We start from the raw sequence: 24,681 nt of genomic DNA, 5'->3' as shown, positions 1-24,681 counted from the left end.
ATAGCTATTTTTAACAATAGTGCATTAATCATTAAATCAAGCAATACATTTGTAGTATGAGAAAGATCTTCATCTATGTGTTTGTCGCTTTTTTGGCGCTTATAATGATAGGCGTAAGCATTATAGGCTTTGATCCGGCTGTTGAAAAATGGACCAGCTTAATTGCCGGGGCTGCAATAGGTTTTTTAATTGTGAAACTGCCTACAATTATTGCTTATGTTAAAAGCAAACGACAAAAAAGCGCTAAATAACCAAGCCGATGTTTTACAATTTCAGATACCCCCTTATTCTTTTTATCCTCAGTTTTGTAGGGATGATGTTTGGTACGGTATTGAAAATAATGCATTGGCCGGGCGGCCAAATGGTATCGGGCAGTATGATAATGGTGCAGGTAATATCCATTATATGGCTGGTAATTATTTTAATAAAATCGCCGCCAAAATCCTAAGCCAAATTTAAAACGGTTTACTAAAAACCTTTTTTTCTGGTTATTCCAGGTTTACGGGCTTTCCTGTCCTCAGCTTCGCCAACACCTTCGGCACCGTATTGTCGGGCCATTTTAGCAATCCTTTCTTCCAGTGTTTCGGTAGTTAGTTTTTCGCGGCCAAGGCTGTCAACCATAATCGGGAAAGCAAAAGGCGTAGGGCGTTCAATGGTTTTTAAAATAATGTTTTGTTTGATAATGCGCTGCAAGGCCATCCGCAGCCTGAACTCTTCTAACTGAAAAGCCAGGGCCTCGTTATAAGCCTGCCTTACTAATAAATTATCTGGCTCATATTCAGTAAACACCTCAAATAGTAAGGATGTGGATGCCTGTAAATGCTTGTTTTTTATAGGCTGCCCGGGATAGCCCGTAAATACAAGCCCGCCGATATGGGCAATATCCCTGAACCTGCGCCGGGCCATTTCATTGGCATTAAGGCTATGCTGAATATCTTCCAGCAAATTATCTATCGAAAAAAAGCTGGCATCTTCCAGCACCTGTTCAATAGGAATGTCTTCATCAGTAAGCAGTTCAATGCCATAATCATTCATGGCGATGGAGAAGCTGGCATTTTTTATTTTGCTGATGCGATAGGCCAGTAATGATGCCATCCCCTCGTGTACCAAACGCCCTTCAAAAGGGTAAAACAATAAATGGTGCCCCTGTTTGGATTTAAACGATTCGATCAAAAACTCATGGCTTTGCGGCAGGTGCGAAAGTTCGGCCTGTAAGTTAAACAGGGGTTTAAGGGCAATCACCTCTTCATCCTTTTCAATACCGTGGGCCACCTCATCTAACTTATCCCTGAACACGGCCGATAGCTGTGACGACAGCGGCATACGCCCGCCGGCCCAGCTTGGGATAAGCCCCTTTTTAGCATTCGACTTTTTTACATAGGCCGACATTTCTTTCATCCGCACAAACTCCAGGCTTCGCCCGGCAAACCAAAAGGTGTTCCCCGGTTTTAATTTGCTCACAAAAGATTCTTCAATAGTGCCCAAACTGCCCCCGCTTAACCACTTAACGCGGATACTCAGTTCGCTGGTTATGGTACCAATGCTGGGGCGGTGCCGCATGGCTACCCTGCGGTTGTTTACCTTAAACAAGCCGTTCTCAACCTCCACTTTTAAAAACTCGTCGTACTCGGCAAGTGTTTTTCCGCCGGTGGTTATAAAATCAAGCAGCTGGTTAAATTCATTGCGGGTAAGATCAGCAAAAGCAAAAGTGCCTTTTACTTCCCTAAACAATTCATCTGCCCTGAAACCCTCAGATACGGCCAGCGTTACCATGTACTGGATCAGTACATCCATGGTAAGCAACAATGGGTCACGGCTTTCAAATATGCCCTCTTTAATGGCCTGCTTAAGGGCTGCCCCTTCTAATAACTCCAGCGAGTGTGTGGGCACAAAATACGCTTTGGATACAGCACCCGGATGGTGACCGCTTCGCCCTGCACGCTGCATAAAACGGGCAACACCTTTTGGGCTGCCCACCTGAACCACGGTATCAACCGGCCTGAAATCTACCCCAAGATCAAGGCTCGATGTACATACCACCACCTTTAATGCTTCGGCATGCAAAGCCTGCTCAACCCAGTTGCGCAACTCATTATCCAACGATCCGTGGTGCATGGCCATTACCCCTGCATACTCGGGATAGTTATCCAAAATAGCATGGTACCAGATCTCGGACTGCGACCGTGTATTGGTAAATATCAGCGTAGTTTTGCTAACCGCCACAATATCCATTACCTGCGGCAAAAGCTTTAAACCGATGTGCCCGGCCCATGAGTAATTTTCAATATTATCAGGAATGATAGATTTAATAAGCAGCTTTTTATCCAGATTGGCCCGCACCATCCTGATCCTTTCGGGCGGGAAATCATTTCCCAAAAGCACTTCGGCAGCTTGCTCCAAATTACCTATGGTGGCGCTTATTCCCCATATTTTAAGCCGGGAAACTGCTTTATTATTTTCAGCCGGGATTAAAGCATCCTGGCTAAGTGTTTTTAATTTGGATAGGCCCAGCTCCACCTGTACGCCGCGTTTGGTGCCCAAAAGTTCGTGCCATTCATCAACCACCAGCACTTCCAGTCCTTTAAACATTTTAGGATATTCCTTTTGGGCCAGCATCAGGTGCAGGCTTTCGGGGGTGGTTAATAAAACTTCGGGTAGCTTTCTTTTAAGGGCGGCTTTTTCTGCGGCTGAGGTATCGCCGGTACGGGTTGCAATTTTCCAGGGCAGGCCTAACTCATCGCATACCTCCTGCATGGCTTTTTTAATATCATTGGTTAAGGCCCGCAGCGGGGTTATCCAAAGCATCAGCAAGCCGTTATTGGTTTGGCGGGTATAGGTATCGGGATGTTTATTTATAAAATCGGCCAAAAAAGGTAGAAACAATGCAAATGTTTTACCGCTGCCGGTAGGCGCATTCAACAAACCCGAATAGCCTTTGAGATAAGCATCTTCCATTTGCTGCTGAAAGGCAAACTGCTCCCAGTTTTTTTGCTGATACCATTGTTGAATAACCTGTTGCCCTTTTGTAACCATGCCAATAATATACAATGCAAAAAGCAATAAGTTATAAAGCTGCTAAAATTTAAACTACTGCCCTCACCTCATTCACCAGATCAGCAATTAACTGTTCCGATTTTATGATCCTGTCGTGCCCGGCATCTGCATAGTTTTCATGCCTTACGGTTGGGTTGCTGTTCAAAAAATCTTCCATATAATTAAAGGTCGAGATCCGGTCGTTTTTATCATAAGCCAGCCAGTGGTTAAGCGGTTTACCAAACACATGCCAATCCTTCAGGTTAAAATAGGAAGCGGGCTTACCAAATTTATGTTCAAAATCCTTTAAAAAATCAACCTGAGCTGCCTGCGGGATACCTACTGCTCGCATGCTATCCTCAAAATTCTCTTTAAGACGCACCAGTGGCGTAAGGCTAATTAACAATTCAGGTTTGAGCGCCATTTCCTTAACGGCTATGATATTTGCCATTGCACCCAGAGAGTGGCCTATCAAAACATCGGGCTCCCCATATTTTTCAATTATGGCCTTTACCGATAGCACAAATAAAAGCAGGTTTGAAAGCTCACCCTCCGAACTGCCGTTTCCCGGTGCATCAAAGGCGATGATTTGCACATCGTCAATCGTTTTTAGTGCGGTTATGATGTCAGTAAAATCGCCGGCCTTTGAACCCCAGCCATGCGTAATGAGGATTTTACGCGAACCATTACCCCATTTAAAGCCGTTAAAAACCAGGTCTTTTTTAGCAAAATAATCATCAGGAACCACAAGGCTGAATTTTTCGGCCTCGTTTAACAACTGCTCCTGGTACAAACGAACCGGCATTTTAGGCGAGTAGCATATAAATTGCCAAAGCAAATTATTAAGCTCATTTGCAGGCATATCCGTAGCTGTAGTAAGCTGTGCAATAATTTGCTTTAGTTTTTTCATGCTATGTAGTGGAGGATACTCAAATCTATCATAAATAAAAAATAATACCCATTGCTAAACTAACGTCAACAAAAAAAGGAGGGCCGTTTGACAATGGCCCTCCTTTACACCGATCAAATTCCCTTTACTTCTTGGCCGGAAGCAATATAAACTTGATCAAATTATCGCCGCTTAAATATTTATTAGCTGCATCTTTAGTGCTTTGTACGGTAATGCCACTTAAGCTGCTTACGTGGTTCAATATGGCATCCGGGTTATCCTGATTTTGTGAAGCCGCACCTAAATACCCGGCCCAAAAAACATTCTCCTTTAACTGCAATTGTGTTGAACGTGCCTCTTCGGCGGTAAACTTTTCAATGTCAGTTTGCAGGGCACCACTTTGTTTTATTTTATTTACCTCGTCAAGTGCATCAGCAATCAGCTTGTCAACATTGGCTGGGGCACATTCAAAAGATATGGTAAAGCTATATCTGCTGTTAGGGATCTTTCTATAGTTGGCCCTTATCCCCGGTGCATAAGTTTGACTTTCCTTTTCGCGCAGGCGCTCGGTAAGTTTTATCTGCAAAATTTCTTCAAGGGCATCTATCTGGATATTGTTAGCTTCGTTATAATCATACGCACCGCTAAAAACTAACTGTACGTTACTTTTATCACCAATACCTTTATAAACAGTTTTACTGATCTGCCCGGCAGGCGGAACAATTTTTAAATTCTTATAAGTTTCCTTACTGTTTGTTGATGGCAGGCTGCCCAGGTATGCTTCTAAATAAGGCTTTACCGCTGCAACCGTAAAGTTACCCACCAAAGTAAATGTAAAGTTGCTGGCATCGGCAAAACGATCCTGGTAAAATGCGTATGCTTTATCAAGGCTGGCCTTATCCAACCTATCGGCAGTTACTACCATCTCTCTAAAATTATGGTTGCTCAGGGTTGATGAAATAGTATCCTGAAAAACACTTCCCGGGTCAACGCCACGATTGGCCAAAATTGCCTTGGTCTGACTAATGTTTGACTGCCATATATCAGCATCCTTACGCGGATGTGTAAAATACAGGTAGATCAATTGCAGAGCAGTTTCAAAATCTTTAGGGGTTGCGCTGCCCGTTATACCTTGTGCTACATCGCTGATGTATGGGGTTACGTTAACGTTTTTACCACTCAGCATTTTATCTAGTTGTACCTGCGTAAAATCTTCAATCCCGCTGCTGCCTATAATACCGCCTGATAATTCGGCCGAGGTATAATCCTCATCGCTGGCAAGCGAGGTACCCCCAAAGCTGTACCCATTAATCAGGATCTGATCATTTTTAAACTTAGTGGGCTTAAGTACCACCTTTAGGCCATTGCTCAATACTAAGTTAGTTACACCAATCAGGCTATCGCCTACGGCACTTACCACTTTACCCGCAACGGGCAGTTTATCTAATAAAGGTTTATCAGTTGTATTATCAATATATGGTTTAAGGTCTTTGCCTGCGCTGCCAATCCAGTCCAGCAGTGTTTTTTCATTTGGCAGGTTAGGTTTTTCTGCGTCGGGTGCTTCAACAATAATAACGCGGTTCTGGTCGCTCACAAACTTTCCTGCCATAGCATTTACTTCGGCAAGGGTGATCTTGTTGATGTTGTTCACATAAAAATTATACTCAAACGAGATACCCGGAATGGCTTCGCCCGACAGGAAGTTCTGTGAATATTCGTTCACAAAATTTACCGATTTGGTTTTATCCCTTTCGCGGTAAGCATTATCAATACCTAATAATGCCGTTTGCTTTGCACGCTCAAGCTCGGTAAGGGTAAAGCCAAATTGTCTTGCACGTTCAATTTCGGCAGTAAGTGATTTTACAGCTACTTCCAGCCCACCCGGTTTTGAAACGGTTATTGCAGTAAATGCATCCTGCTTGCCTATAAAGCCTCCGTAACTTGCCTGCCCGAATAAAAATGGCGGGTTTGGTTTTTGAAGCAGTTCGCCTAAACGATCGTTCAGCATCTGGTTAAATAATTGCACGCGAATGTTCTCTAACAGATCTGCTGATGTTCTAACCACTGTTTCCGGATGTTTTACAATGATCTGGGCAAGCGTATAAGGAAACTCTTTATCGGTTGCTATTTTAACCACCGTACCCGGTGTTGGGGGTACTGTATATTTTATCCGTGGTTTTTCAACCGCCGGGCCCCTGAGCGAAGCGAAATTTACAATGATCAAATTTTCAACGTCCTTAGGATTAAAATCACCTACAGCAATTACCGCCTGCAAATCAGGACGGTACCAGTCATGATAAAAACTCTTTATAGTTTCTGGTTTAAACGTTTTAAGCACTTCATCCTTACCAATTGGTATACGCTGTGCATATCGTGAATTATTAAGCAATACCGGGTAGGTTTGGTTGCGCAAACGCTCCTGTGCATTTTTGCCGTTCATCCGCTCCTCTTCTAACACTACACCACGCTCGGCATCAATTTCTTTTGTATCGAACGATTGGTATGAGGCCCAGTTAGCCAGTATAACAAAGCCATTTTCAAATACTTTAGCAGTATCGGTAGGCAAGGGCAGCTGATAAACGGTTTCATCAAACGATGTATAGGCATTCAGATCGGCACCGAACTTTACGCCTGCTTTTTGCAGGTAATTTACCAGGTCGTTTTTAGGAAAATCACGGGTGCCATTAAAAGCCATGTGCTCGGTAAAGTGAGCAAGGCCCTGCTGGTCGTCAGCTTCTAATACCGATCCTACTTTATTAACCAGGTATAATTCGGCGCGGTTTTTAGGTTCGGTGTTTTTGCGGATATAATAAGTTAATCCGTTTGGCAACCTGCCAATGATCACATCCGGATCAGTAGGTAAAAGATTAAGACGCTTTTGTTCTGCAGCAGGTGCCGCAACAGGTTTTTTTGAAGCTGATGAAACAGGCTTTTTTTTAACCTGCGCCATTGCCCCGCCCGATGCAACAAGCAAAGCAAAAGCAGCTATAGAGATTTTAAGGTTTAAATTCATTTTTTAATCAGGGTATATTCTGCTAAGATGCAAAACGAAAAGCTTAGTTACAAGTTGCAGCCGTTGATTTATTGGATTTAAAAAGCAACACAATTTAAAGTAAATAAGGCTGTTCAACTATATAGTACGGTATTATCAATAAGATTACTGCCAGGGTTGATACCCCCCCCGGCAGTAATCTGTAAAATTCATTCTATGGCTATGGCCGGGTTTACCATTTATACCTTACAAACGCTTCCATGGCTTCGTATTCGGCCATGCCTAACTTGTCGTAACATTTGGCCGTTTCGCGGGTACGGTCCTCTGCCCTCACCCAGAACTCCCTGGCATCATCTCCCGGGAATACCGGCCTGTCCTTCTGGCTCTGGTGCTTAAAGATCGCGTTCCGCTTCCGGATCACCTCCTGCGGCGACAGCGGTACGGCCATCTCTATCTCGTACGTGTCAAACTCCTGCCATGCCCCACGGTACATCCACAGCCAGCAGTCTTTTACCCAGGCTTCTGTTTCGCTTAGCCTGCGCAGTGCCGCAAGGATGATATTGAAGCACACCAGATGTGTCCCGTTAGGGTCCGCAAAGTCGCCCGCTGCAAACACCTGCTCCGGTTTTACCTGCTGCAGCAGTTCCATCGTCAGCCGGATGTCTTCTTCTCCCGCCGTGTTCTTCTTGATCTTCCCGGTTTCGTAGAATGGCAGCGCCATAAAGTGGATATGGTCGTCGCTCAGTCCTGCATAGCGTGCTCCCGAGATCGCTTCTGTCTTCCGGATAAACCCTTTTACATCCCTGATCTCTTTTGTATCTACCTGGTTGGGTTGTTTTGTCGGGATAAACGCCCGCATCTCTTCGTAGATGTTCTTCAGCCTGCTGTTATCCTCCCCGATGCTTTGGTTAAAGTCTATCGCGAATTCTACAAAGCGCAGTACGTCATCATCCCATACCGCTGTATTCCCCGAGGTCTGGTACGCTACGTGTACATCATGCCCCTGGTCTACCAGCCTTATGAACGTGCCCCCCATCGAGATCACATCGTCATCCGGGTGCGGCGAGAAGATGATCGCTCTTTTGCGTGCCGGTTGTGCCCTTTCCGGACGCTGGCTGTCGTCCGCATCGGGTTTACCGCCCGGCCAGCCCGTGATCGTATGCTGCAGCTGGTTAAAGATGTCTATATTGATATTGTATACCGGGCCCTGTTCTACCGCTAACTGCGCCATCCCATGGTTATTGTAGTCTTCTTCTGTTAGTTTCAGGATCGGCTTATCCGTCGTATTGGCCAGCCAGATCACGGCTTTCTTTTTCAGCGTGTTTTCCCACACGCAGTCTTTTACCAGCCAGGGGGTATCAAAGCGGGTCAGTGAGCTGGCTGCTGCTGCATCCAGCACAAATTCTACATGGTCGGATAATTGCAGGTAGGTTGCCGGTACTTCGCCCGAGATCTCGCCTTCTACTGCTTTCTTGATGATCGGTGCCTTTTTCAGGCTCCAGGCCATCAGGATGATCTCCCTGGCCTTGAAGATCGTGCCGATCCCCATCGTGATCGCCTTCGTCGGTACGTTTTGTTTACCTCCGAAGTCTCTTGAGGCATCGTTCCGCGTCAGGTCATCCAGTGTAACCAACCGGGTACCTGAGTTAGGGGCCGAGCCGGGTTCGTTAAAGCCGATGTGGCCCGTACGCCCTATCCCCAGTATCTGCAAATCCAGCCCGCCTAATTTGGTGATCTTTTGCTCGTAATCCAGGCAAAACGCTGCTACTGCGTCTTTATCCAATGTCCCGTCAGGGATATGTACATGCTCTTTTACTATATCTACATGGCTGAACAGGTGCTCGTTCATGAACGTTACATAGCTCTGCGCCGCATCCGGCTGCATCGGGTAGTATTCGTCCAGGTTGAACGTGATCACGTTCTTAAAGCTCAGCCCTTCTTCTTTGTGTTTGCGTACCAGTTCGGCATACACCGCTACCGGCGTTACCCCTGTGGCCAGGCCAAGTACCGTCTTTTCGCCTTTTGACTCTTTGTCTTTGATCAGCTTCGCTATCCGATCTGCTACCGCCTTCGAGCCTGCTTCCCTGCTCTCGTACACGCTTACCGGTAGCTTCTCGTACCGCGTCTCTTCTAATAAATTTAATCGCGCCATGGTTTAATTGTTGGTTATCAATTTAAGTCATACGGCTGCAACCCAAAAGCCTTTTTTTGAAAAGACCCCTGACTTCAGACTTATAACTTAAAAAATGGTGAAAACAAATATATCAGATATGTTTAGATACTATGGTTATTAATTTAACTTTTGTACATCGCTTAACAATTAACTAATTTGAGCCCATGTTAGCTTTGAATCAAAACCTGCAAAAGCTTATCGGCATTGCCCAAAAAACAGAAAAATTGGGTATCGGCCTCATGTCGGGTACCTCATTGGATGGGCTTGACATTGCCCTTTGCAGCTTTACCGGGAACGGCTTAAACACAGCTTTTAAACTGCTCAACTTTATAACTATTCCTTATAATAATGCATTTAAAAAGGAAGTGCAGCAGGTATTTGCCCAAAAGCAAACCAGCCTTGAAAAAGTTTGCCTTCTTAATGCCTACATTGGTAATTTTCATGCCGGATTAGTTTTGCAGGCCCTTGCCGGCTGGAATATACAACCATCAGCAGTTGATTTTATAGCCAGCCATGGGCAAACTATCTACCATGCCCCAAAGCGATTACACCAACAAGCCAACTATCCAAACGCTACGCTGCAAATTGGAGATGGCGATCACCTGGCGGTAAAAACAGGGATCTTCACTATCAGCGATTTCCGGCAGAAACATATTGCCGCCGGTGGCGAGGGCGCTCCCTTAGCTCTTTATGGCGATGTATTGTTAGCCAGCAAACCCGGCGAGAACCGCATACTGCTTAATATTGGCGGCATTGCTAACCTTACTTTTTTGCCTGCCGACGGGAATTACAACAATATTTTATGTACCGATATTGGCCCCGGGAATACCCTGATAGATGCAGCCTGCCGCAAATATTTTAATGTGCCTTATGACGAAGACTCAAAGATTGCATTAGCCGGAAATGTAAACGAACCTTTATTAAAATCCTTGCTCGATCATCCTTTTTTTAATGAGCCGCTACCCAAAACTACCGGGCCGGAATTATTCAGTATAGCGTATGTAGAAAACGCTATGCAGCAATCGGGCGCCTCAACAATCAGTAACCATGATCTGATCTGTACTTTAAGCGCTTTCACTGCCAGATCAATTGCCAATTTTATATCGGCAAACTTTAAGGCTGATGCTATTAAAATATTTACCAGCGGTGGTGGTGCCAGAAATCCTTACATCATCCATCATTTAAAAAAGACCTTAGCCCACACTACCATTACCGATACCAGCTCATTAGGCATTGACCCGGATGCTAAAGAGGCCATATTATTTGCCCTTTTAGGTAATGAGGCCTTGTGCGGCGAGCCCATTGCCATAGGTAGTAACTCCGCAGTTTTAATGGGAAAATTCAGCTTTACTTTATAATAGCTTTTAGCTTTACTTCTATTTATTGTTACATTTTTCTTTTTAAGGAAATAAAATTATCCTTTATATATGCTTCGCGCTTATCTCATAATTCTGTAATTAATTTTTCAATTGACCCGGGCATGACTAAAAACAACGTTAAATAATGGATTTTTAATCTCTTAATTAAAAACACCTTATCGCGTTTAATTCAATGTATAAAGCTCTGTTCATATTTTTTATTGTTTGGTTAAGGATGATCCCCGCATGGGCACAAACCGACTGGAAGCTGAGTACCGATAAGGACGGCATTAAAATATATACCAGTATAGTACCCGAATCAAAAATAAAGGCCGTTAAGGTGGAGTGTCAATTTGAGGGTACGCTATCACAATTTGTTACCCTGCTGCTTGATGTTAAGTCTTGCCCGCAATGGGTTTATCACACCAAATCATGCTCGCTGGTAAAACAGGTTGCCCCAAATGAGCTGTATTATTACTCTGAAATAAACCTGCCATGGCCCCTGCAAAACCGCGACTTTGTAGCCCATTTAACCATAACTCAGGACCCAGTCACTAAAATAGTTACTGTTGATGGCCCGGCCATACCCGGATTAGTGCCCGAAAAGACAGGGATAGTAAGAATTGGACATTCAAAAGGCAAATGGATAATTACGCCCGTTGCCGGGGGGATTATAAATGTTGTTTACACCCTGCATGTAGACCCGGGAGGCGCCCTGCCTGCCTGGCTTATTAACCTGTTTGCTACCGAAGGCCCGCAACAGATATTTAAAAAGCTTAAAATACAATTACAAAAGCCTGTCTATAAAAACGCAAGGCTTTCGTTTATTGTTAATTAAACTTTACAGGCGTAAGGCAACTTTCAATTTTCCTATCTTATTAAATAAGACCTGAATCTCAATTACAGATAGTACAGGATGGATAATAAAAAGCATATATTTAATTTGGCTAACCATTTTAAACAGACCTTTTTTTTATCTAACAAATGAGAAAGTTAACTCTTTTATTGCTTGCCTTATTTATGGCCGCATTTTGTTTTGCGCAGGTAAAAGTGCAGCATTTACTTACCGAAAACCAACCCAACCCCATCAGTATTGATGCATTAACCCCACGCTTTAGCTGGCAACTATTTGCAGCCGATAAACGCGGTGTAATGCAAATCGCCTATGAAATTAAGGTAAGCACTTTTACAGGGCTTAACAAAGGAAAGCATGATGTTTGGAACAGTGGAAAGATCACGTCAGATCAATCTGCTTACGTACCCTATAAAGGCGAAACGTTATTGCCCGCACAAAAATATTACTGGCAGGTTAAGGTTTGGGATAATAGCGGTAAAGCAAGTGAATGGAGTGAACCCGCCACCTTCAGGATGGGGCTGCTTACCTCTGCCGACTGGAAAGCACAATGGATAACCCCCGGCTATGTGGAGGATTCACTTACCCGGCCAAGCCCCTTGTTTCGCAAAGGGTTTGCGCTAAACAAAAAGGTAGCTTCGGCATTGGCATATATTACTTCGCATGGTTTGTACGAGGCGCAAATAAATGGCCACCGCGTTGGCGATGCTTATTTAACCCCCGGCTGGACCAGCTACAACAAACGCCTGCAATACCAGGTTTATGATGTTACCAGCCTTTTACAGCCCGGCAAAAATGCCGTTGGTGCAACTTTAGGCAACGGCTGGTATCGTGGTTATTTTGGTTATGACCCTAAACCTAATCTTTATGGAAAAGATATTGCCCTGCTATTCCAGATGGAAGTTACTTATACCGATGGCACAAAGGAAACTATCGTATCTGATAATAGCTGGAAATCTTCAACCGGGCCCGTTCGTTTTGCCGAAATCTATTATGGCGCTACGGTTGATAACCGGATGCAGCAAAAAAACTGGTCGGCTGCAAGCTTTGATGATAAAAGCTGGTCGGGTGTAACGGTAAAGGATTTCCCTAAAAATATATTGATAGCCACCTATAATGAGCCGGTAAAAAAGCATGAAACATTTAAGCCGGTTAAAATATTTAAAACACCAAAAGGCGAGCAGGTAATTGATTTTGGACAAAACCTGGTAGGCTGGGTGCAGATGAAAGTAAGCGGCCATGCTGGCGATAAGATCACCATTTCGCATGCGGAGGTAATTGACAAGGAAGGTAATTTTTATACCGAGAACCTGCGTACGGCCCGTTCACAGGATACCTATATACTGAAAGGAGGCGGCGAAGAAAGCTTTGAGCCGCAGTTTACCTGGCAGGGTTTCCGCTTTATAAAGGTTGAAGGCTATCCCGGTGACCTCAAGCCTGAGGATTTTACCGCTGTTGCGCTTTATTCAGACATGAAGCCAATGGGAAGTTTCTCCTGCTCAAATGCGCTCATCAACCAGTTACAGCACAACATACAATGGGGGCAAAAAGGTAACTTTTTAGATGTACCTACCGACTGCCCTCAACGTGATGAGCGCTTAGGCTGGACCGGCGACGCGCAGGTATTTTCGCGCACGGCTACCTTTAATATGAACGCCCATAACTTTTTTGCCAAATGGCTAAAAGATGTTGCTGCCGATCAATACCCAAGCGGAAGTGTTCCCTTTGTTATTCCGGATGTTTTAAGGCCAACCGGGGGCTCACTTGGCGGAAGCACCGGGTGGGCAGATGTATCAACCATTGTTCCGTGGAATATGTATGTGGCTTATGGCGACAAACGCATATTAGAAGATCAGTATACCAGCATGAAAGCATGGGTTAACTATATGCAGCAACGCAGCAAAAATGATTTGTGGAATACCGGCAATCACTTTGGCGACTGGCTTTTTTATAGCCTTAATGATGATACGGACGGCAGCTCGGCCATTACCAATAAGTACTTAATAGCCCAATGCTTTTATGCCTACTCAACACAATTGCTGATCAATACGGCAAAAGTATTGGGTAAAACAGATGATGAAAACTATTATACAGCTTTGCTTGCTAAAATTAAGGATGCTTATTTGAGGGAATATGTTACGCCAAACGGCTTGATCTCGTCAGATACGCAAACGGCTTACGTGCTTGCGCTTGAATTTGATATGCTGCCCGAAAACTTAAGGCAACAGGCAGCCACCAGGCTGGTAAATAATATCAGGCGCTATGGCGATCACCTTACCACCGGCTTTTTAGGCACACCATATATTTGCCATGTACTAAGCCGTTTTGGCTATTCAAATATTGCATACCGGCTTTTATTGCAGGATACTTACCCATCTTGGTTATATCCTGTAAAAATGGGGGCTACTACTATTTGGGAAAGATGGGACGGCATACGCCCCGATGGCACATTTGAAACACCCACCATGAACTCCTATAACCATTACGCCTACGGCGCCATTGGCGACTGGATGTACCGCGTTATTGCAGGTATTGATACTAAAGACGAAGGCCCTGGCTATAAACAGATAATCATAAAGCCAACCATTGGCGGCAAACTGCAAAACGCCTCGGCAGATTATGAAACCAATTACGGTAAGATCAGCTCGCATTGGAATTTAGATGCCGGTAATTTTAATCTTGATGTGGAGATCCCGGCTAATACAACTGCTACCATTTATATCCCTGCTAATAGTGGCAGCACTGTTATGGAAAATGGCAAGCCATTAGCATCCGCCACAGGCATTACAATGGCCGAACCCGTAACAGGCTATGTGGTGGTAAATGCCGGCTCAGGCAGCTATAAATTTAGTACAGCTGCACCCTTGCAGTAATTTGATTTAGCTGGATGATGTTGAATGCTTTTCGCGAGCAACATCATCCAGCTAAATTTCTATATACTATTTTCTGAACATGGAGGCTATCCATATAATGATCCCGATAACCACAACAACGGCAATTATACCAACAACGGCACCAGCCTTAAAAATTCCGCCGATAACAGAACAGCTGCTAAGGCATAACAATAATAAAAATGCGGAGGGGTAATATAACTTTTTCATAATTAGTTTTTTTTAAGTGATATAATATCTAAATAGTGAAATAAGTTTTAGGTAGCGTAATTTATTTTATGTTGATCGTATTATTACTCCGGAAATTATTTTTTTTGACATTCCTATACCTGCTTTAATCTTACAACTTTTCAAAAGCACAGCCCTGTACTTTTAAAAAACATGAAAATCAAAAAGCAGGTAAAGGCCTGTCAGAAAGAGCGGGCATGGGCGTATGGCCTGCAGCGGGGAAGCTTTTTTCTGACTTGATCTTTGGTTAATTCCATCTAAGGGAAAGTGAAAAGCCCCCGCGGCTATGAGCGGAACGATGATTGTTATTTAACACAAATTATATTCAATTCCCTCCTCGGAGAAAGGAAGGTAGGGGTTTCTCCATCCTGCTTTTAAAATCCTCTCCTTTGTAGAGGATTTAGGTAAGCCTTCAATTATTATTATCAATTAATAATAATATAACAATATTAAAAAAATATAATATTAATAAATATATAATTATTGATATTAATAATCTGTAGTGTCAAATTGCATTTCCACTTTATAAATCCAACCTGTTATACAACCCACATATATTTAAATTTCAATGTTTTCGTTTAGTCGCTCATTTATTGCTTAAGTGTTACAGTATGTAACCTGAAGCGTTAAATAATGACTAAAAAATATATATTTATATATAAGCATATATAAATGAAACATATAAATCTTATATCCGTAACAGTCCGCACTAAGCGATGCAGGCTTTATTGGCCTGATAACTTTCAACCCCCCTTAATTAATTTCTTTTATGAAATTTACTACAATTTTAATGGGAGCTGTACTTTTAAGTACAGCCTCAACCCGCATGGCATTTGCGCAAACTGCCCCTTCTTTAGGTGCAGCGCAAAGTTTTGCTGTACTCGGTTATTCAACGGTAACAAATACCGGCCCTACAGTGGTTACAGGCAATATTGGCGTTAGCCCGGGATCTGCCTTAACAGGATTCCTTCCCGGAGTTATCTTAGCAGGCCAATTCTATTCTGGCGCACCCTCATTAGCCGGCCCGGCACAGGTAAGTGCGCAGGCTGCCTACACAAATCTTGCCGGTCAGGCTACTACTACTGATTTAACAGGTCAGGATCTGGGCGGTAAAACATTAAAACCAGGTGTTTATAACTTTAGCTCATCAGCACAGCTAACAGGCACGCTAACACTTAATGACGGTGGCGACCCTAACGCTGTTTTTATTTTTAAAGCAGGATCAACACTTACTACTGCCAGCTACTCGAAAGTTGTTATGAGCAGCGGTGGCAAAGGCCCTAACGTTTACTGGCAATTAGGTTCATCAGGTACTATTGGCACCTATACTACCTTTTTAGGAAATATAATTGCTACCGCAAGTATTACCATGACAACCGGTGCAACCACAACAGGACGCCTTTTTGCGCTAAATGGTGCTGTAACAATGGATACTAATACAGCATTTGCATTAGCGCTACAGATAAAAGATTCAGACGGTGACGGTGTTGCCGATAACCTGGACGATTATCCTAATGATCCTACTAAAGCATACAACAATTACTCTTCTGCCCTTGGCTCAACCGTTGCTTTTGAAGATCAATGGCCTAAAAAAGGCGATTTTGATATGAACGATTTAGTTATGGCTTATAAATACAATGTAATAACCAACGCACAAAATGTAGTTGTACAGGTTATAGGCTATTTCACTTTAATGGCTACCGGTGGTAACAACGGAAACGGATTTGGTGTTCAATTCCCAATACCTGCTTCAAGCGTGAGCGGGATGACAGGAGGAACCTTAGAAGCCGGGCAAAGCAATGCTGTTGTTGTTGTGTTTACAAACATGCGATCAGAAATGAAAGGATGGAATACCATCCCAACTGCCGTTAAGGTGCCGGCATTAAGCTATATAGTTAGCTTTAATGTAGCTAATGGCCCTACACTAAGCGCGTTTGGTACTGATTACAATCCATTTATTTATCACCTTGCAGGCACATCCCGCCTTGAAGTTCATTTACCCGGCAAATTGCCAACAGACCTGGCTGATAAAACCGTGTTTGGAACAGTTGATGACAATACCAGTTTAGCTACAGGAAAATATTATGTAACAAAAACCGGCTTACCGTATGCAATCAGTGTACCTACATCAACATTTAACTACCCGATAGAGGGTGCTGATATTACTGCAGCTTATTTACACTTTGGCGACTGGGCACAATCAGGCGGTACATTATATCTTGACTGGTATTCAAATGTAGCTGATGGCTACAGAAATCAATCTTTGATTTACATACAATAAAACCACCTTACCAACCAAACATTTAAAATACTTATAAATAAAAAATAACCACATGAAAATAATATTATATAGCCTTACCGTAGTTTGTATATTTGCTTTAGGCGCTTGTAAAACCACACAAGAGGTAACACCAACATCTGGCACATCAGCTGTAAAAGCAACAGCTAACATAAGTGTGCCGGCAGGCTTTAACTGGCAAAATTCAAGAAACGTAAATTTCACTGTAAACGTAACCGATACCAGATTTGCGGCCAGTATTTACTTAGTTTCGGTATATAACGGCGACCCTGCAACAGGTTCGAGCCTGCTTGCCAAAGGATCAGCTACCAATAGTATCGCATTTAAGAGCAAAATATATTTATCTAACTTAATAAAACAGGTATATATAGTTAAAACTGCGCCTGATAAATCAACTACTACACAAATAGCTCAGGTAGGCACTGCCGATTTAACTACCTCTATCGGTATTTAAGTTTCAGACTTTTTCTTGATAAGATAGCCTGGTAATTATCAGGCTATCTTATTATTTATTATCCATTGACTTTAAGCTGAAGCTATTAGCTATTTAATTATATGTTGAAGGTTTTTAAACTGCCGCATAACATTATATAAACTGAAAGTGAGTGTTTCTTCACGTAGTATTAAATTACACATGCCTGCATCAAACGTAATATCCATAATTGTAGTAACTGATGAGCATTATATTGTTTTATTGGCGGCGCTGATAAAATCTATAGAAACAACTCATAAAACCAGCGAAAAGATTCACTTATATATTATAGCAGATGGTGTAAAAACAAAAAGTAAAACCAAACTGAAAAATTCGATTGATAGCAATATGATTGATCTATCGTGGATCAGCATGAAAGATGCGATAACTCCAGAGGTTAGTTTACCTATTGATCATTCATCGTTTCCGCTAAATATATATATGCGTTTGTTTATCCCAAACATTGTTGCGCCCGGCACTCAAAAAGCCTTGTATTTAGATGTTGACATGATTGTTTTGGAAGATATAAGCAAGGTTTGGAAAATAAATTTAGGAGATAAAATAATAGCCGCCGTGCAGGATCCACGCTTGCTTACCTTTAGCAATAGCTGGGGTGGCGTTGCCAACTACAAAGAACTGGGTTTTCCTGCCGATACTAAATACTTCAATACCGGGCTACTATTAATTGATATACCCCGGTGGGTAGCGTTAAATATAACGCAACGGACAATTGATTGCGTGGCAAATAATAAAAAATACGCTAATTACCCCGATCAGTATGCCCTTAATATAGTGCTTGCTAACCAATGGCTTGAGCTTGATAGCCGCTGGAACTGCTTTGCTTCAGAAAACATAAAAAACCCTTTCCTGATTCATTTTATTTCACGAAAACCAATTTATAAAAGCTATACCCACAATACTGCCTATAAGCTATTGTTTAACCACTACCTCAATCTTACCCTATGGCACAATTTCAAACCAATAAGTGAGTTGAATAGATATGTTAAAAAGTTAAAAAACATCGCATTTAAAATTCAACGCCGACTAATTTATAATACCCTCTAAATTTTATTTTATGAATGGTTTAAATAATCCCGGCTGGCTCAAAAAATACATGAACACTTACTCCTGTATCGATGAAATTCCAGATACACTATACAACGCTATTAATCTAAAACTTGACAGATTAACGAGTGAGCAACCTGAAGTAAGTATTATAATTTCTGTTTGGAACGAAGAAGTAGATTTATTGTCGACCATCCGTTCGCTTGTTGATAGCACTACCTCGGTTCCAGTTGAGTTTATAGTGGTAAACAATAATTCAACAGACAGAACACAGGAGGTTTTAGAGAAACTACACGTAAAAACCTTTATTCAAACTATCCAGGGCTGTGGCCCGGCCCGGCAATTGGGCTTAGAACAAGCAAAAGGGAAATATATATTAACTGCTGATGCTGACTGCATTTATCCGGAAGGATGGATTGATGGGATGCTTGCTGCACTAAAAAGCCCTGATGTTGTTTGTGTTTACGGGCGTTACTCTTTTATCGGCAATAAAATAACACCAAGGTGGAAATTATCAATTTACGAAAAAATGAAAGATGTTATAGCTGTAGTAAGGCACCAGCACCGCCCCTTTTTAAATAGCCTTGGAATGACGATGGGTTTTGTAAGGTTATATGCCTTAAAGGTGGGTTACATAATGGAAAATTTAAGGGGTGAAGATGGCATGCTGACACTTTCGCTAATGCAGTTTGGCAGTGTTATACCTGTAAAAGAAGATAGATATAAAATATGGACAGGCACGCGCACTATCATCAAGAATAAGGGATTGTTTAACGCTGTATTTTTGCGAATTGTTGAAGGGCTGCTAAACATAACCACCTATCTTAAAAAACCGGCAGTTTATGATAAAAGCACTGCCGAGCAATATAAAAAGAGTTTAAAAAGCAGCAAACGCAACACATTAATAATTTGATTTTTGCAAATAACGGATTGATTACTACAAACTAAAGCCGGGTTAATCTCTTCATCTTTGCATTATAAAAAGTAATCAACATGGAACAGATAAATAAAATAGCGCTTGTTACCGGCGGCAGCCGAGGTTTGGGCAAAGATATGGCACTCCGCCTTGCCGAAAAGGGACTTGATGTGATCCTTACCTACAATAGCCAGGCTGATGATGCACAGAACGTAGTGGCACAAATACAACAAAGCGGCCAAAAAGCCGCAACGCTTCAACTTAATACCGGCGATATAAAAAGCTTTGTTTCTTTTGCTTCGCAGCTGCAGGGTGTATTACAACACACATTTGAAGCAACTCATTTCGATTTTTTGGTTAATAATGCAGGCATTGGCGGGTATGCCCCCATTGCCGATGTAACCGAAGATATGTTTGACGAATTGCTGAACATTCATTTTAAAGGCGTTTACTTTTTAACGCAAAAAATGCTGCCGTTGATGAACAATGGCGGTGGTATTGTTAATGTATCGTCGGGCCTCACCCGTATTGCGGTACCAGGGTCTTCGGCTTATGCATCTATGAAAGGCGCAACCGAAATTTTAACCCGATACCAGGCGAAAGAATTAGGTGCGCGCGGTATCAGGGCAAATGTTATTGCTCCCGGGGCTGTATTAACAGATTTTGGCGGAGGCCACCTCAGGAACGATGAACAGCTAAAACAATATATAAGCAATGTAACCGCTTTAGGCAGGCCAGGCGTAGCCGAAGATATTGGCGGCGTCGTTCCTTTTTTATGTACAGAGGATGCACGCTGGGTTAATGGCCAGCGCATAGAAGTATCCGGTGGGATGCAATTATAACACTAAACTTTATTGTATAACGGGGCACAGGGTTATTGATTAGCCTACGCCCCGTTTATGTTATAACCCTTGTTTCCTTTTGGCAGTTAAATACCTGCGTACGGGTATATCGTATAAAACCATTGCTAAATAGGCTAAGCCTACTAACAGGATCACGCCGCTTGTTACAATAAAAAACAGTTGGCTGCCAGCAGGTTTATGGCTGATGTAATAGTTTGAAAACATCCAGATGGCTGCATAATGCGTCATGTAAAGAGGATAAGAGATCTTCCCCGAGAATACACAGAGTTTTTTGAAGCCTTGCGTTAATGTGGCCCCTGCGCCTAAGGCTACCAGCAATGGGAAATAAAGGATTACCACCCCCGTTTCTACCAGCCAGTTCCATTTAAAATAGGGCATTAGGAACGATAATACGAGCAACAGGGCTATCCCCAAAAAGCCCAATCTATTTTTAATGATCCATTTGGAGCGGTAAACCAGCAGCCCTGCTAAAAACGAATAGGAGATCCGGGCGCAGCCATCCCAAAAGTTTGGACCACCCCAGCCACCCATTAATCCACTTGCCCTGTAGGCAACAAAACAAAGGGCAAATGCTGCAACCAACGTTAATAAAAGCAGGTAGTTGCGGCTAACCCGGTAAAGGATAAAGGCGTAAAAAATATTGGCAACATACTCCCAAAATAACGACCATGCCGGCGCATTAAAACTGAACAGGTTAAATGATCGCTCGGCCATTATGGGTAACGGAATCATCAAAATCGAGCTCAAAAATATCAATGCGATTTTCCCGGCGCTGTATAATGCAGCAGGCCCCCCAAACGGATCGAACAAGAAAGTAAACAACCCCAATACCGAACCTAAAATTACCAATGGGTGCAGCCTGATTATCCTTGATTTAAAGAATTCAATCACCCCCATTTTCCCTATCCGGTCGTCATAAGCATAACCAATAACAAATCCCGACAGGCAGAAAAAAAAGTCGACAGCCAAAAAGCCATGCCCGATAAAGTTTTTGCTATAGTCGGAAATAACCCATTCCATAAAATGAAAAGTGACAATTGCTACCGCAGCCACACCCCTTAACCCGTCAAGAATTTCAAAATGATGTTTAGTTTTCAAAATGTCGGGACTACTGTTATTTATACTCATAGAATGTTTATGTAAGGCTAAATTGGTAGCCGGTTTACGCCGGGGTTGCGTTAGTTTCAAGATTAACTAAAAATTGCAAGTACCGCAAGTTTAACTTGAAAGAGATTGTTGTGGGTTATAAATACCCCCCAACAAAAGCACTCTAAAATACTATGCCTTCTTTATTTTATTGGGGTTAATGCTTTTCTTTACATCAGCTTAAACCTGCTATTTTTATGAAAAAAAGATGTTTGTTTAATTTTGTGCTGTTAGGATTTGTTGCCACTGCTAACCTCTGCTTTTGTCAAACCACCACAAGCTATTCGGTATATAAACTCGAAAATAAAATCGGGCAGGAGGTAGCATCATCCAGCCTGCAGGATAACTCAACTGCCGAAAATATCAGCATTATCACAAACGACCGCGGTTCGGCATTAATGCTCAAAGCATCGTATACAGCAGTAAACAATACCGTCAAATACACCTCTAATGGAAATACGTCAAGGTTTACAACTGAAAATATTGATACTGCTTTTTCAATAGGCGGCAGTTTTCCATGTAGTAAAAACGGATCAATTAAAATGAGGGAACTTCTGGTTTCTTTTTGGAACAAAGCCGGACGGCCCGCTTTTATCCCATCTGCAATTAATGGAAATAGAGTTAATATCGAGGTTATGGGTAAAGAAAAAGATCCACTGCATAATACCGACCTTACTGTAATAGCAATTAAGGATGATTTGGATGAAGTGTTTTGGATTGATGACAAGGGCAGCTCCATATACCTATCAACCTGCGATGCCGAGGGCGATAAAAGAGAAGTGATCAACGATAATTACCAGGCTCACTTTAATACTTTCAACCATCAATCCAACCAATACCTCATTAAAAAATATCTCGCTGATAATAAAGAGCTAGGTAAAGCTTTTGATGACATTGCTATTGTAGGTGGTAACATAATTGATGTTACAGATAGCGGCAAGGTGCGCTACAACAGCATGCTGCTGCTTAAAAACGGGAAGATAGATTATATTGGCGACATTGATAAAGCCATAATCCCGGCGGGGGCGCAGGTAATTGATGCGAGCAATAAGTTTCTGATCCCGGGCTTATGGAATATGCATGTGCACCTGTTTCATCCGCAATATTTACGCAACGAACTGCTCTCGGGTGTAACCACCGTTAGGGATATGGGGAATGAGTTTGACTTTATTACGGCTTTAAAAGAAGCGGTAAGTGCAAAGAACTTTCCGGCACCACATATTTTAAATGCAGGTTTGCTTGACGGAAATTCGTCAAACAGCTTAGGTATAATGCGGGCCACAAACGAGGCCGAGATTAAAGCGAATGTAAAAAAGTACCATGATGCAGGCTTTAACCAGATTAAAATATACAGCTACATTAAAAAGAATGATTTTATAACCATAGTAAAAGAAGCCCGGCTTTATAATATGGATGTTGTGGGCCATTTGCCGATAGGGTATACCGTTGGCTATTTTATTGATAATGGTATGAACAGTATAAGCCATATTCATTATTTTATGAATAATTTAAAATTTGGTGGCAAGGATCTTAAGGCCGATAATAAAGCATTGCTGGATAAAATGATTGAAAAAAAGATCTACTTAGATCCTACCCTTAATGTATACACCTTAACCGGCGATAAAAAGATCCCCTTTTACAATATCCTTATCAAATTGTTTTTTGATTACGGCATACCCATTGTTGCCGGTACAGATAACGAAGGGACAGTTATCACCGAGATACAAAGCTATGCAAAGCTTGGGATTAACCCGTTAAATGCCATACGCGCCGCTACCATTATACCTGCAACTTTAATGAAACTGAATGCACAAAGCGGAAGCATTGAAAAAGGGAAAGATGCTGACATATTATTGTTGAACGCCAACCCCTTACTTAATATGGATGCGTTGAATAATATTGACACCATTATTAAAGGACAGCTGATCATTAAAAAAATGGCGGATAAATAATTTACCCGATGGCCTTCCTCATGCAAAGGCTGTTTTCAATGCCTTTGTATTGCCCGTAATTTTCAGTGATCTCAAAACCATGTTTCAGGTAAAGGCCTATGGCTTCAAGCTGGGCCTTACTGGTTTCTAATACGCTGGTGTTATAGTTTAATTCGCGGGCCCAGGTTTCCAGCTCATTTATAATTGCTTTGGCAACTCCCCTGCCCCTGTAAGCGTCGGCAACAAACATTCTTTTAATTTCTAACGTATGGGTATCGTATTGTTTAAACGCGCCGCAGCCAGCTGGTATATTGCCTATATAAGCAAGCACCACATTTTTAATTTGATCCAATTTATTAAACTGGCCATAAAAATCCTGCTGATCGCCATTTCTGTCGAGCAGATCTTTGTCTAATAAGGCCACTAAAGCAATAAAATCAACGTTTTCGGAGTCGGTTCTTATAAGTGTTAAATTGTCGTTATTCATGGCTGCTGTACAAATATAGTTTCAAAGCCGGTAAAAATTAAAAGTTGTGCCGCAAAAATGTAGCGCCTGATGCCTTTGCAGCATATTTACTATATTTGGATTGATGGAGAAGGATGACTTCAGGCAATATGTAAACAAGGTGGCTCCACTTTCGGACGAAGGATTTGAGCTACTGCAAAAAATATCCATCAGCAAAAAACTAAAAAAGGGTGAGTGCTTATTAAAAGCCGGGCAGGTTTGCGCGGCAAATTACATTGTTCAATCGGGTTATTTGCGTACGTTTTACCATAAGGATGGGGTTGATATTAATACCCATTTTGCTTTTGAAGGCGGCTTGGTCACAAATTTAAAAAGCATTAAATCGGGCCAGCCCTCGGCCTATACCATTGAAGCGGGCGAAGCCTCAGATATTTGGATAATTGACCGCGCCGGGCTAAATGAACTCTGTGCCCTATCGCCCGAGATAATGCTTTTCAGCAGGCGTTTGCTGAGCAATATGCTTATTGATTTAGAAGAGCACAGCACCCTGTTTAAAATATATACCCCTGCCGAGCGCTATCAGTATATTGAAAAAAACAAACCCGGGCTTTTACAGCGCGTTTCGCTATCTCAACTCGCCTCATACCTGGGCGTTACCCGCGAAACATTGAGCCGTATCCGCCGAAAAAAATAATTGAGTTCATTATGTGACTATTGTCGCAGGTAAAAGTTTTTATTATGCTGCAATTTTGTGGTGTTAAAAAAAACTTTTTAATTACACTTTTTATGGAATGGTATCAGTATTTAGCTGCTTTTTTTGCGGGTGCTTTTTTAGCAAACTCGGTTCCGCATTTTGTTTATGGCATTGCGGGCGATAAATTTCCAACCCCATTTTCAAAGCCGAGGGGAATTGGTTTATCGTCACCAACACTCAATGTGGTATGGGCTTTGTTTAATATGGTGATCGGGTATTTATTATTCAGAAGCGGGCATGTAAGCGACGATAGCTTGCTGCCGCGACTAACGTGTTTTGCAGGTGTTGCAGCAATGAGCATTCAGCTTAGTATAGGCTTTCAACGCAAGCATAAAGCTTAATTTTTATGGTA

20 protein-coding genes are annotated in these 24,681 nt (G+C 42.3%); 13 read left to right on the top strand and 7 right to left on the bottom strand.

What is annotated here, in order from left to right:
- The first annotated feature begins 56 nt into the window (after positions 1 to 56).
- The gene (locus ACQY4U_RS04335; protein ID WP_428328165.1) at positions 57 to 251 is read left to right on the top strand and encodes a hypothetical protein; all 195 of its coding nucleotides are present in this window, start codon (positions 57 to 59) and stop codon (positions 249 to 251) included.
- Positions 252 to 259: 8 nt separating this feature from the next.
- Positions 260 to 448, top strand: a complete 189-nt coding sequence (locus ACQY4U_RS04330) for a hypothetical protein (protein WP_428328164.1) — start codon at positions 260 to 262, stop codon at positions 446 to 448.
- Between the two features lie 20 nt (positions 449 to 468).
- Here the strand turns inward: ACQY4U_RS04330 and ACQY4U_RS04325 are convergent, their stop codons facing one another.
- From ACQY4U_RS04325 to nagB, 4 genes are all read right to left on the bottom strand, one after another.
- Positions 469 to 3,033, bottom strand: a complete 2,565-nt coding sequence (locus ACQY4U_RS04325) for a ligase-associated DNA damage response DEXH box helicase (protein ID WP_428328163.1) — start codon at positions 3,031 to 3,033, stop codon at positions 469 to 471.
- A 49-nt stretch (positions 3,034 to 3,082) separates the two neighbouring features.
- Positions 3,083 to 3,943, bottom strand: coding sequence for an alpha/beta fold hydrolase (locus tag ACQY4U_RS04320; protein WP_428328162.1), 861 nt, complete (start codon positions 3,941 to 3,943; stop codon positions 3,083 to 3,085).
- A gap of 124 nt (positions 3,944 to 4,067) precedes the next feature.
- Positions 4,068 to 6,935, bottom strand: a complete 2,868-nt coding sequence (locus ACQY4U_RS04315; protein ID WP_428328161.1) for a M16 family metallopeptidase — start codon at positions 6,933 to 6,935, stop codon at positions 4,068 to 4,070.
- A gap of 211 nt (positions 6,936 to 7,146) precedes the next feature.
- Entirely contained in the window at positions 7,147 to 9,066 is a 1,920-nt protein-coding gene (nagB, locus tag ACQY4U_RS04310; RefSeq protein WP_428328160.1) for a glucosamine-6-phosphate deaminase, read from the bottom strand.
- A 185-nt stretch (positions 9,067 to 9,251) separates the two neighbouring features.
- Between nagB and ACQY4U_RS04305 the strand changes: the two genes are divergently transcribed.
- From ACQY4U_RS04305 to ACQY4U_RS04295, 3 genes are all read left to right on the top strand, one after another.
- Positions 9,252 to 10,445 carry an anhydro-N-acetylmuramic acid kinase gene (locus tag ACQY4U_RS04305; protein WP_428328159.1) on the top strand — a complete coding sequence of 398 codons (1,194 nt, stop codon included), beginning with the start codon at positions 9,252 to 9,254 and terminating at the stop codon, positions 10,443 to 10,445.
- Between the two features lie 193 nt (positions 10,446 to 10,638).
- The gene (locus ACQY4U_RS04300; RefSeq protein WP_428328158.1) at positions 10,639 to 11,283 is read left to right on the top strand and encodes an START domain-containing protein; all 645 of its coding nucleotides are present in this window, start codon (positions 10,639 to 10,641) and stop codon (positions 11,281 to 11,283) included.
- A gap of 146 nt (positions 11,284 to 11,429) precedes the next feature.
- Positions 11,430 to 14,171 (top strand): family 78 glycoside hydrolase catalytic domain, encoded by a 2,742-nt coding sequence (locus tag ACQY4U_RS04295; RefSeq protein WP_428328157.1) that lies wholly within the window; start codon positions 11,430 to 11,432, stop codon positions 14,169 to 14,171.
- Positions 14,172 to 14,237: 66 nt separating this feature from the next.
- Here the strand turns inward: ACQY4U_RS04295 and ACQY4U_RS04290 are convergent, their stop codons facing one another.
- Positions 14,238 to 14,399 carry a hypothetical protein gene (locus tag ACQY4U_RS04290; RefSeq protein WP_428328156.1) on the bottom strand — a complete coding sequence of 54 codons (162 nt, stop codon included), beginning with the start codon at positions 14,397 to 14,399 and terminating at the stop codon, positions 14,238 to 14,240.
- Positions 14,400 to 15,186: 787 nt separating this feature from the next.
- On the opposite strand from ACQY4U_RS04290, the gene ACQY4U_RS04285 reads away from it, so the two are divergent.
- The 5 genes from ACQY4U_RS04285 to ACQY4U_RS04265 all read left to right on the top strand — a co-directional run bounded on the left by ACQY4U_RS04285 (position 15,187) and on the right by ACQY4U_RS04265 (position 20,011).
- Positions 15,187 to 16,698 (top strand): LruC domain-containing protein, encoded by a 1,512-nt coding sequence (locus ACQY4U_RS04285; RefSeq protein ID WP_428328155.1) that lies wholly within the window; start codon positions 15,187 to 15,189, stop codon positions 16,696 to 16,698.
- A gap of 52 nt (positions 16,699 to 16,750) precedes the next feature.
- The gene (locus ACQY4U_RS04280; protein ID WP_428328154.1) at positions 16,751 to 17,170 is read left to right on the top strand and encodes a hypothetical protein; all 420 of its coding nucleotides are present in this window, start codon (positions 16,751 to 16,753) and stop codon (positions 17,168 to 17,170) included.
- Between the two features lie 180 nt (positions 17,171 to 17,350).
- A complete protein-coding gene (locus ACQY4U_RS04275; protein ID WP_428328153.1) occupies positions 17,351 to 18,253 on the top strand; it encodes a glycosyltransferase family 8 protein in 903 nt (300 codons plus the stop codon).
- Positions 18,254 to 18,263: 10 nt separating this feature from the next.
- Positions 18,264 to 19,166: a glycosyltransferase family 2 protein gene (locus ACQY4U_RS04270; protein ID WP_428328152.1), complete on the top strand. Its 903-nt coding sequence runs from the start codon at positions 18,264 to 18,266 to the stop codon at positions 19,164 to 19,166.
- Between the two features lie 80 nt (positions 19,167 to 19,246).
- Positions 19,247 to 20,011 carry an SDR family NAD(P)-dependent oxidoreductase gene (locus ACQY4U_RS04265; protein WP_428328151.1) on the top strand — a complete coding sequence of 255 codons (765 nt, stop codon included), beginning with the start codon at positions 19,247 to 19,249 and terminating at the stop codon, positions 20,009 to 20,011.
- A gap of 60 nt (positions 20,012 to 20,071) precedes the next feature.
- On the opposite strand, the gene ACQY4U_RS04260 is transcribed toward ACQY4U_RS04265, so the two are convergent.
- Entirely contained in the window at positions 20,072 to 21,160 is a 1,089-nt protein-coding gene (locus ACQY4U_RS04260) for an acyltransferase family protein (RefSeq protein ID WP_428328150.1), read from the bottom strand.
- Positions 21,161 to 21,375: 215 nt separating this feature from the next.
- Here ACQY4U_RS04260 and ACQY4U_RS04255 point away from each other — a divergent pair, with 215 nt between their 5' ends.
- Positions 21,376 to 23,130, top strand: coding sequence for an amidohydrolase family protein (locus ACQY4U_RS04255; protein WP_428328149.1), 1,755 nt, complete (start codon positions 21,376 to 21,378; stop codon positions 23,128 to 23,130).
- Between the two features lies 1 nt (position 23,131).
- On the opposite strand, the gene ACQY4U_RS04250 is transcribed toward ACQY4U_RS04255, so the two are convergent.
- The gene (locus ACQY4U_RS04250; RefSeq protein ID WP_428328148.1) at positions 23,132 to 23,596 is read right to left on the bottom strand and encodes a GNAT family N-acetyltransferase; all 465 of its coding nucleotides are present in this window, start codon (positions 23,594 to 23,596) and stop codon (positions 23,132 to 23,134) included.
- Positions 23,597 to 23,699: 103 nt separating this feature from the next.
- Between ACQY4U_RS04250 and ACQY4U_RS04245 the strand changes: the two genes are divergently transcribed.
- Complete coding sequence (locus ACQY4U_RS04245) at positions 23,700 to 24,269, top strand: Crp/Fnr family transcriptional regulator (protein WP_428328147.1); 570 nt, start codon at positions 23,700 to 23,702, stop codon at positions 24,267 to 24,269.
- A gap of 92 nt (positions 24,270 to 24,361) precedes the next feature.
- Complete coding sequence (locus tag ACQY4U_RS04240) at positions 24,362 to 24,670, top strand: hypothetical protein (RefSeq protein WP_428328146.1); 309 nt, start codon at positions 24,362 to 24,364, stop codon at positions 24,668 to 24,670.
- Positions 24,671 to 24,681 lie beyond the last annotated feature (11 nt).

The organism is Mucilaginibacter sp. (assembly GCF_965277465.1).
Lineage (GTDB): Bacteria > Bacteroidota > Bacteroidia > Sphingobacteriales > Sphingobacteriaceae > Mucilaginibacter.
The sequence above is the reverse complement of the archived record's forward strand: the minus strand, read 5'-3'. Positions and strand labels throughout refer to the sequence as shown.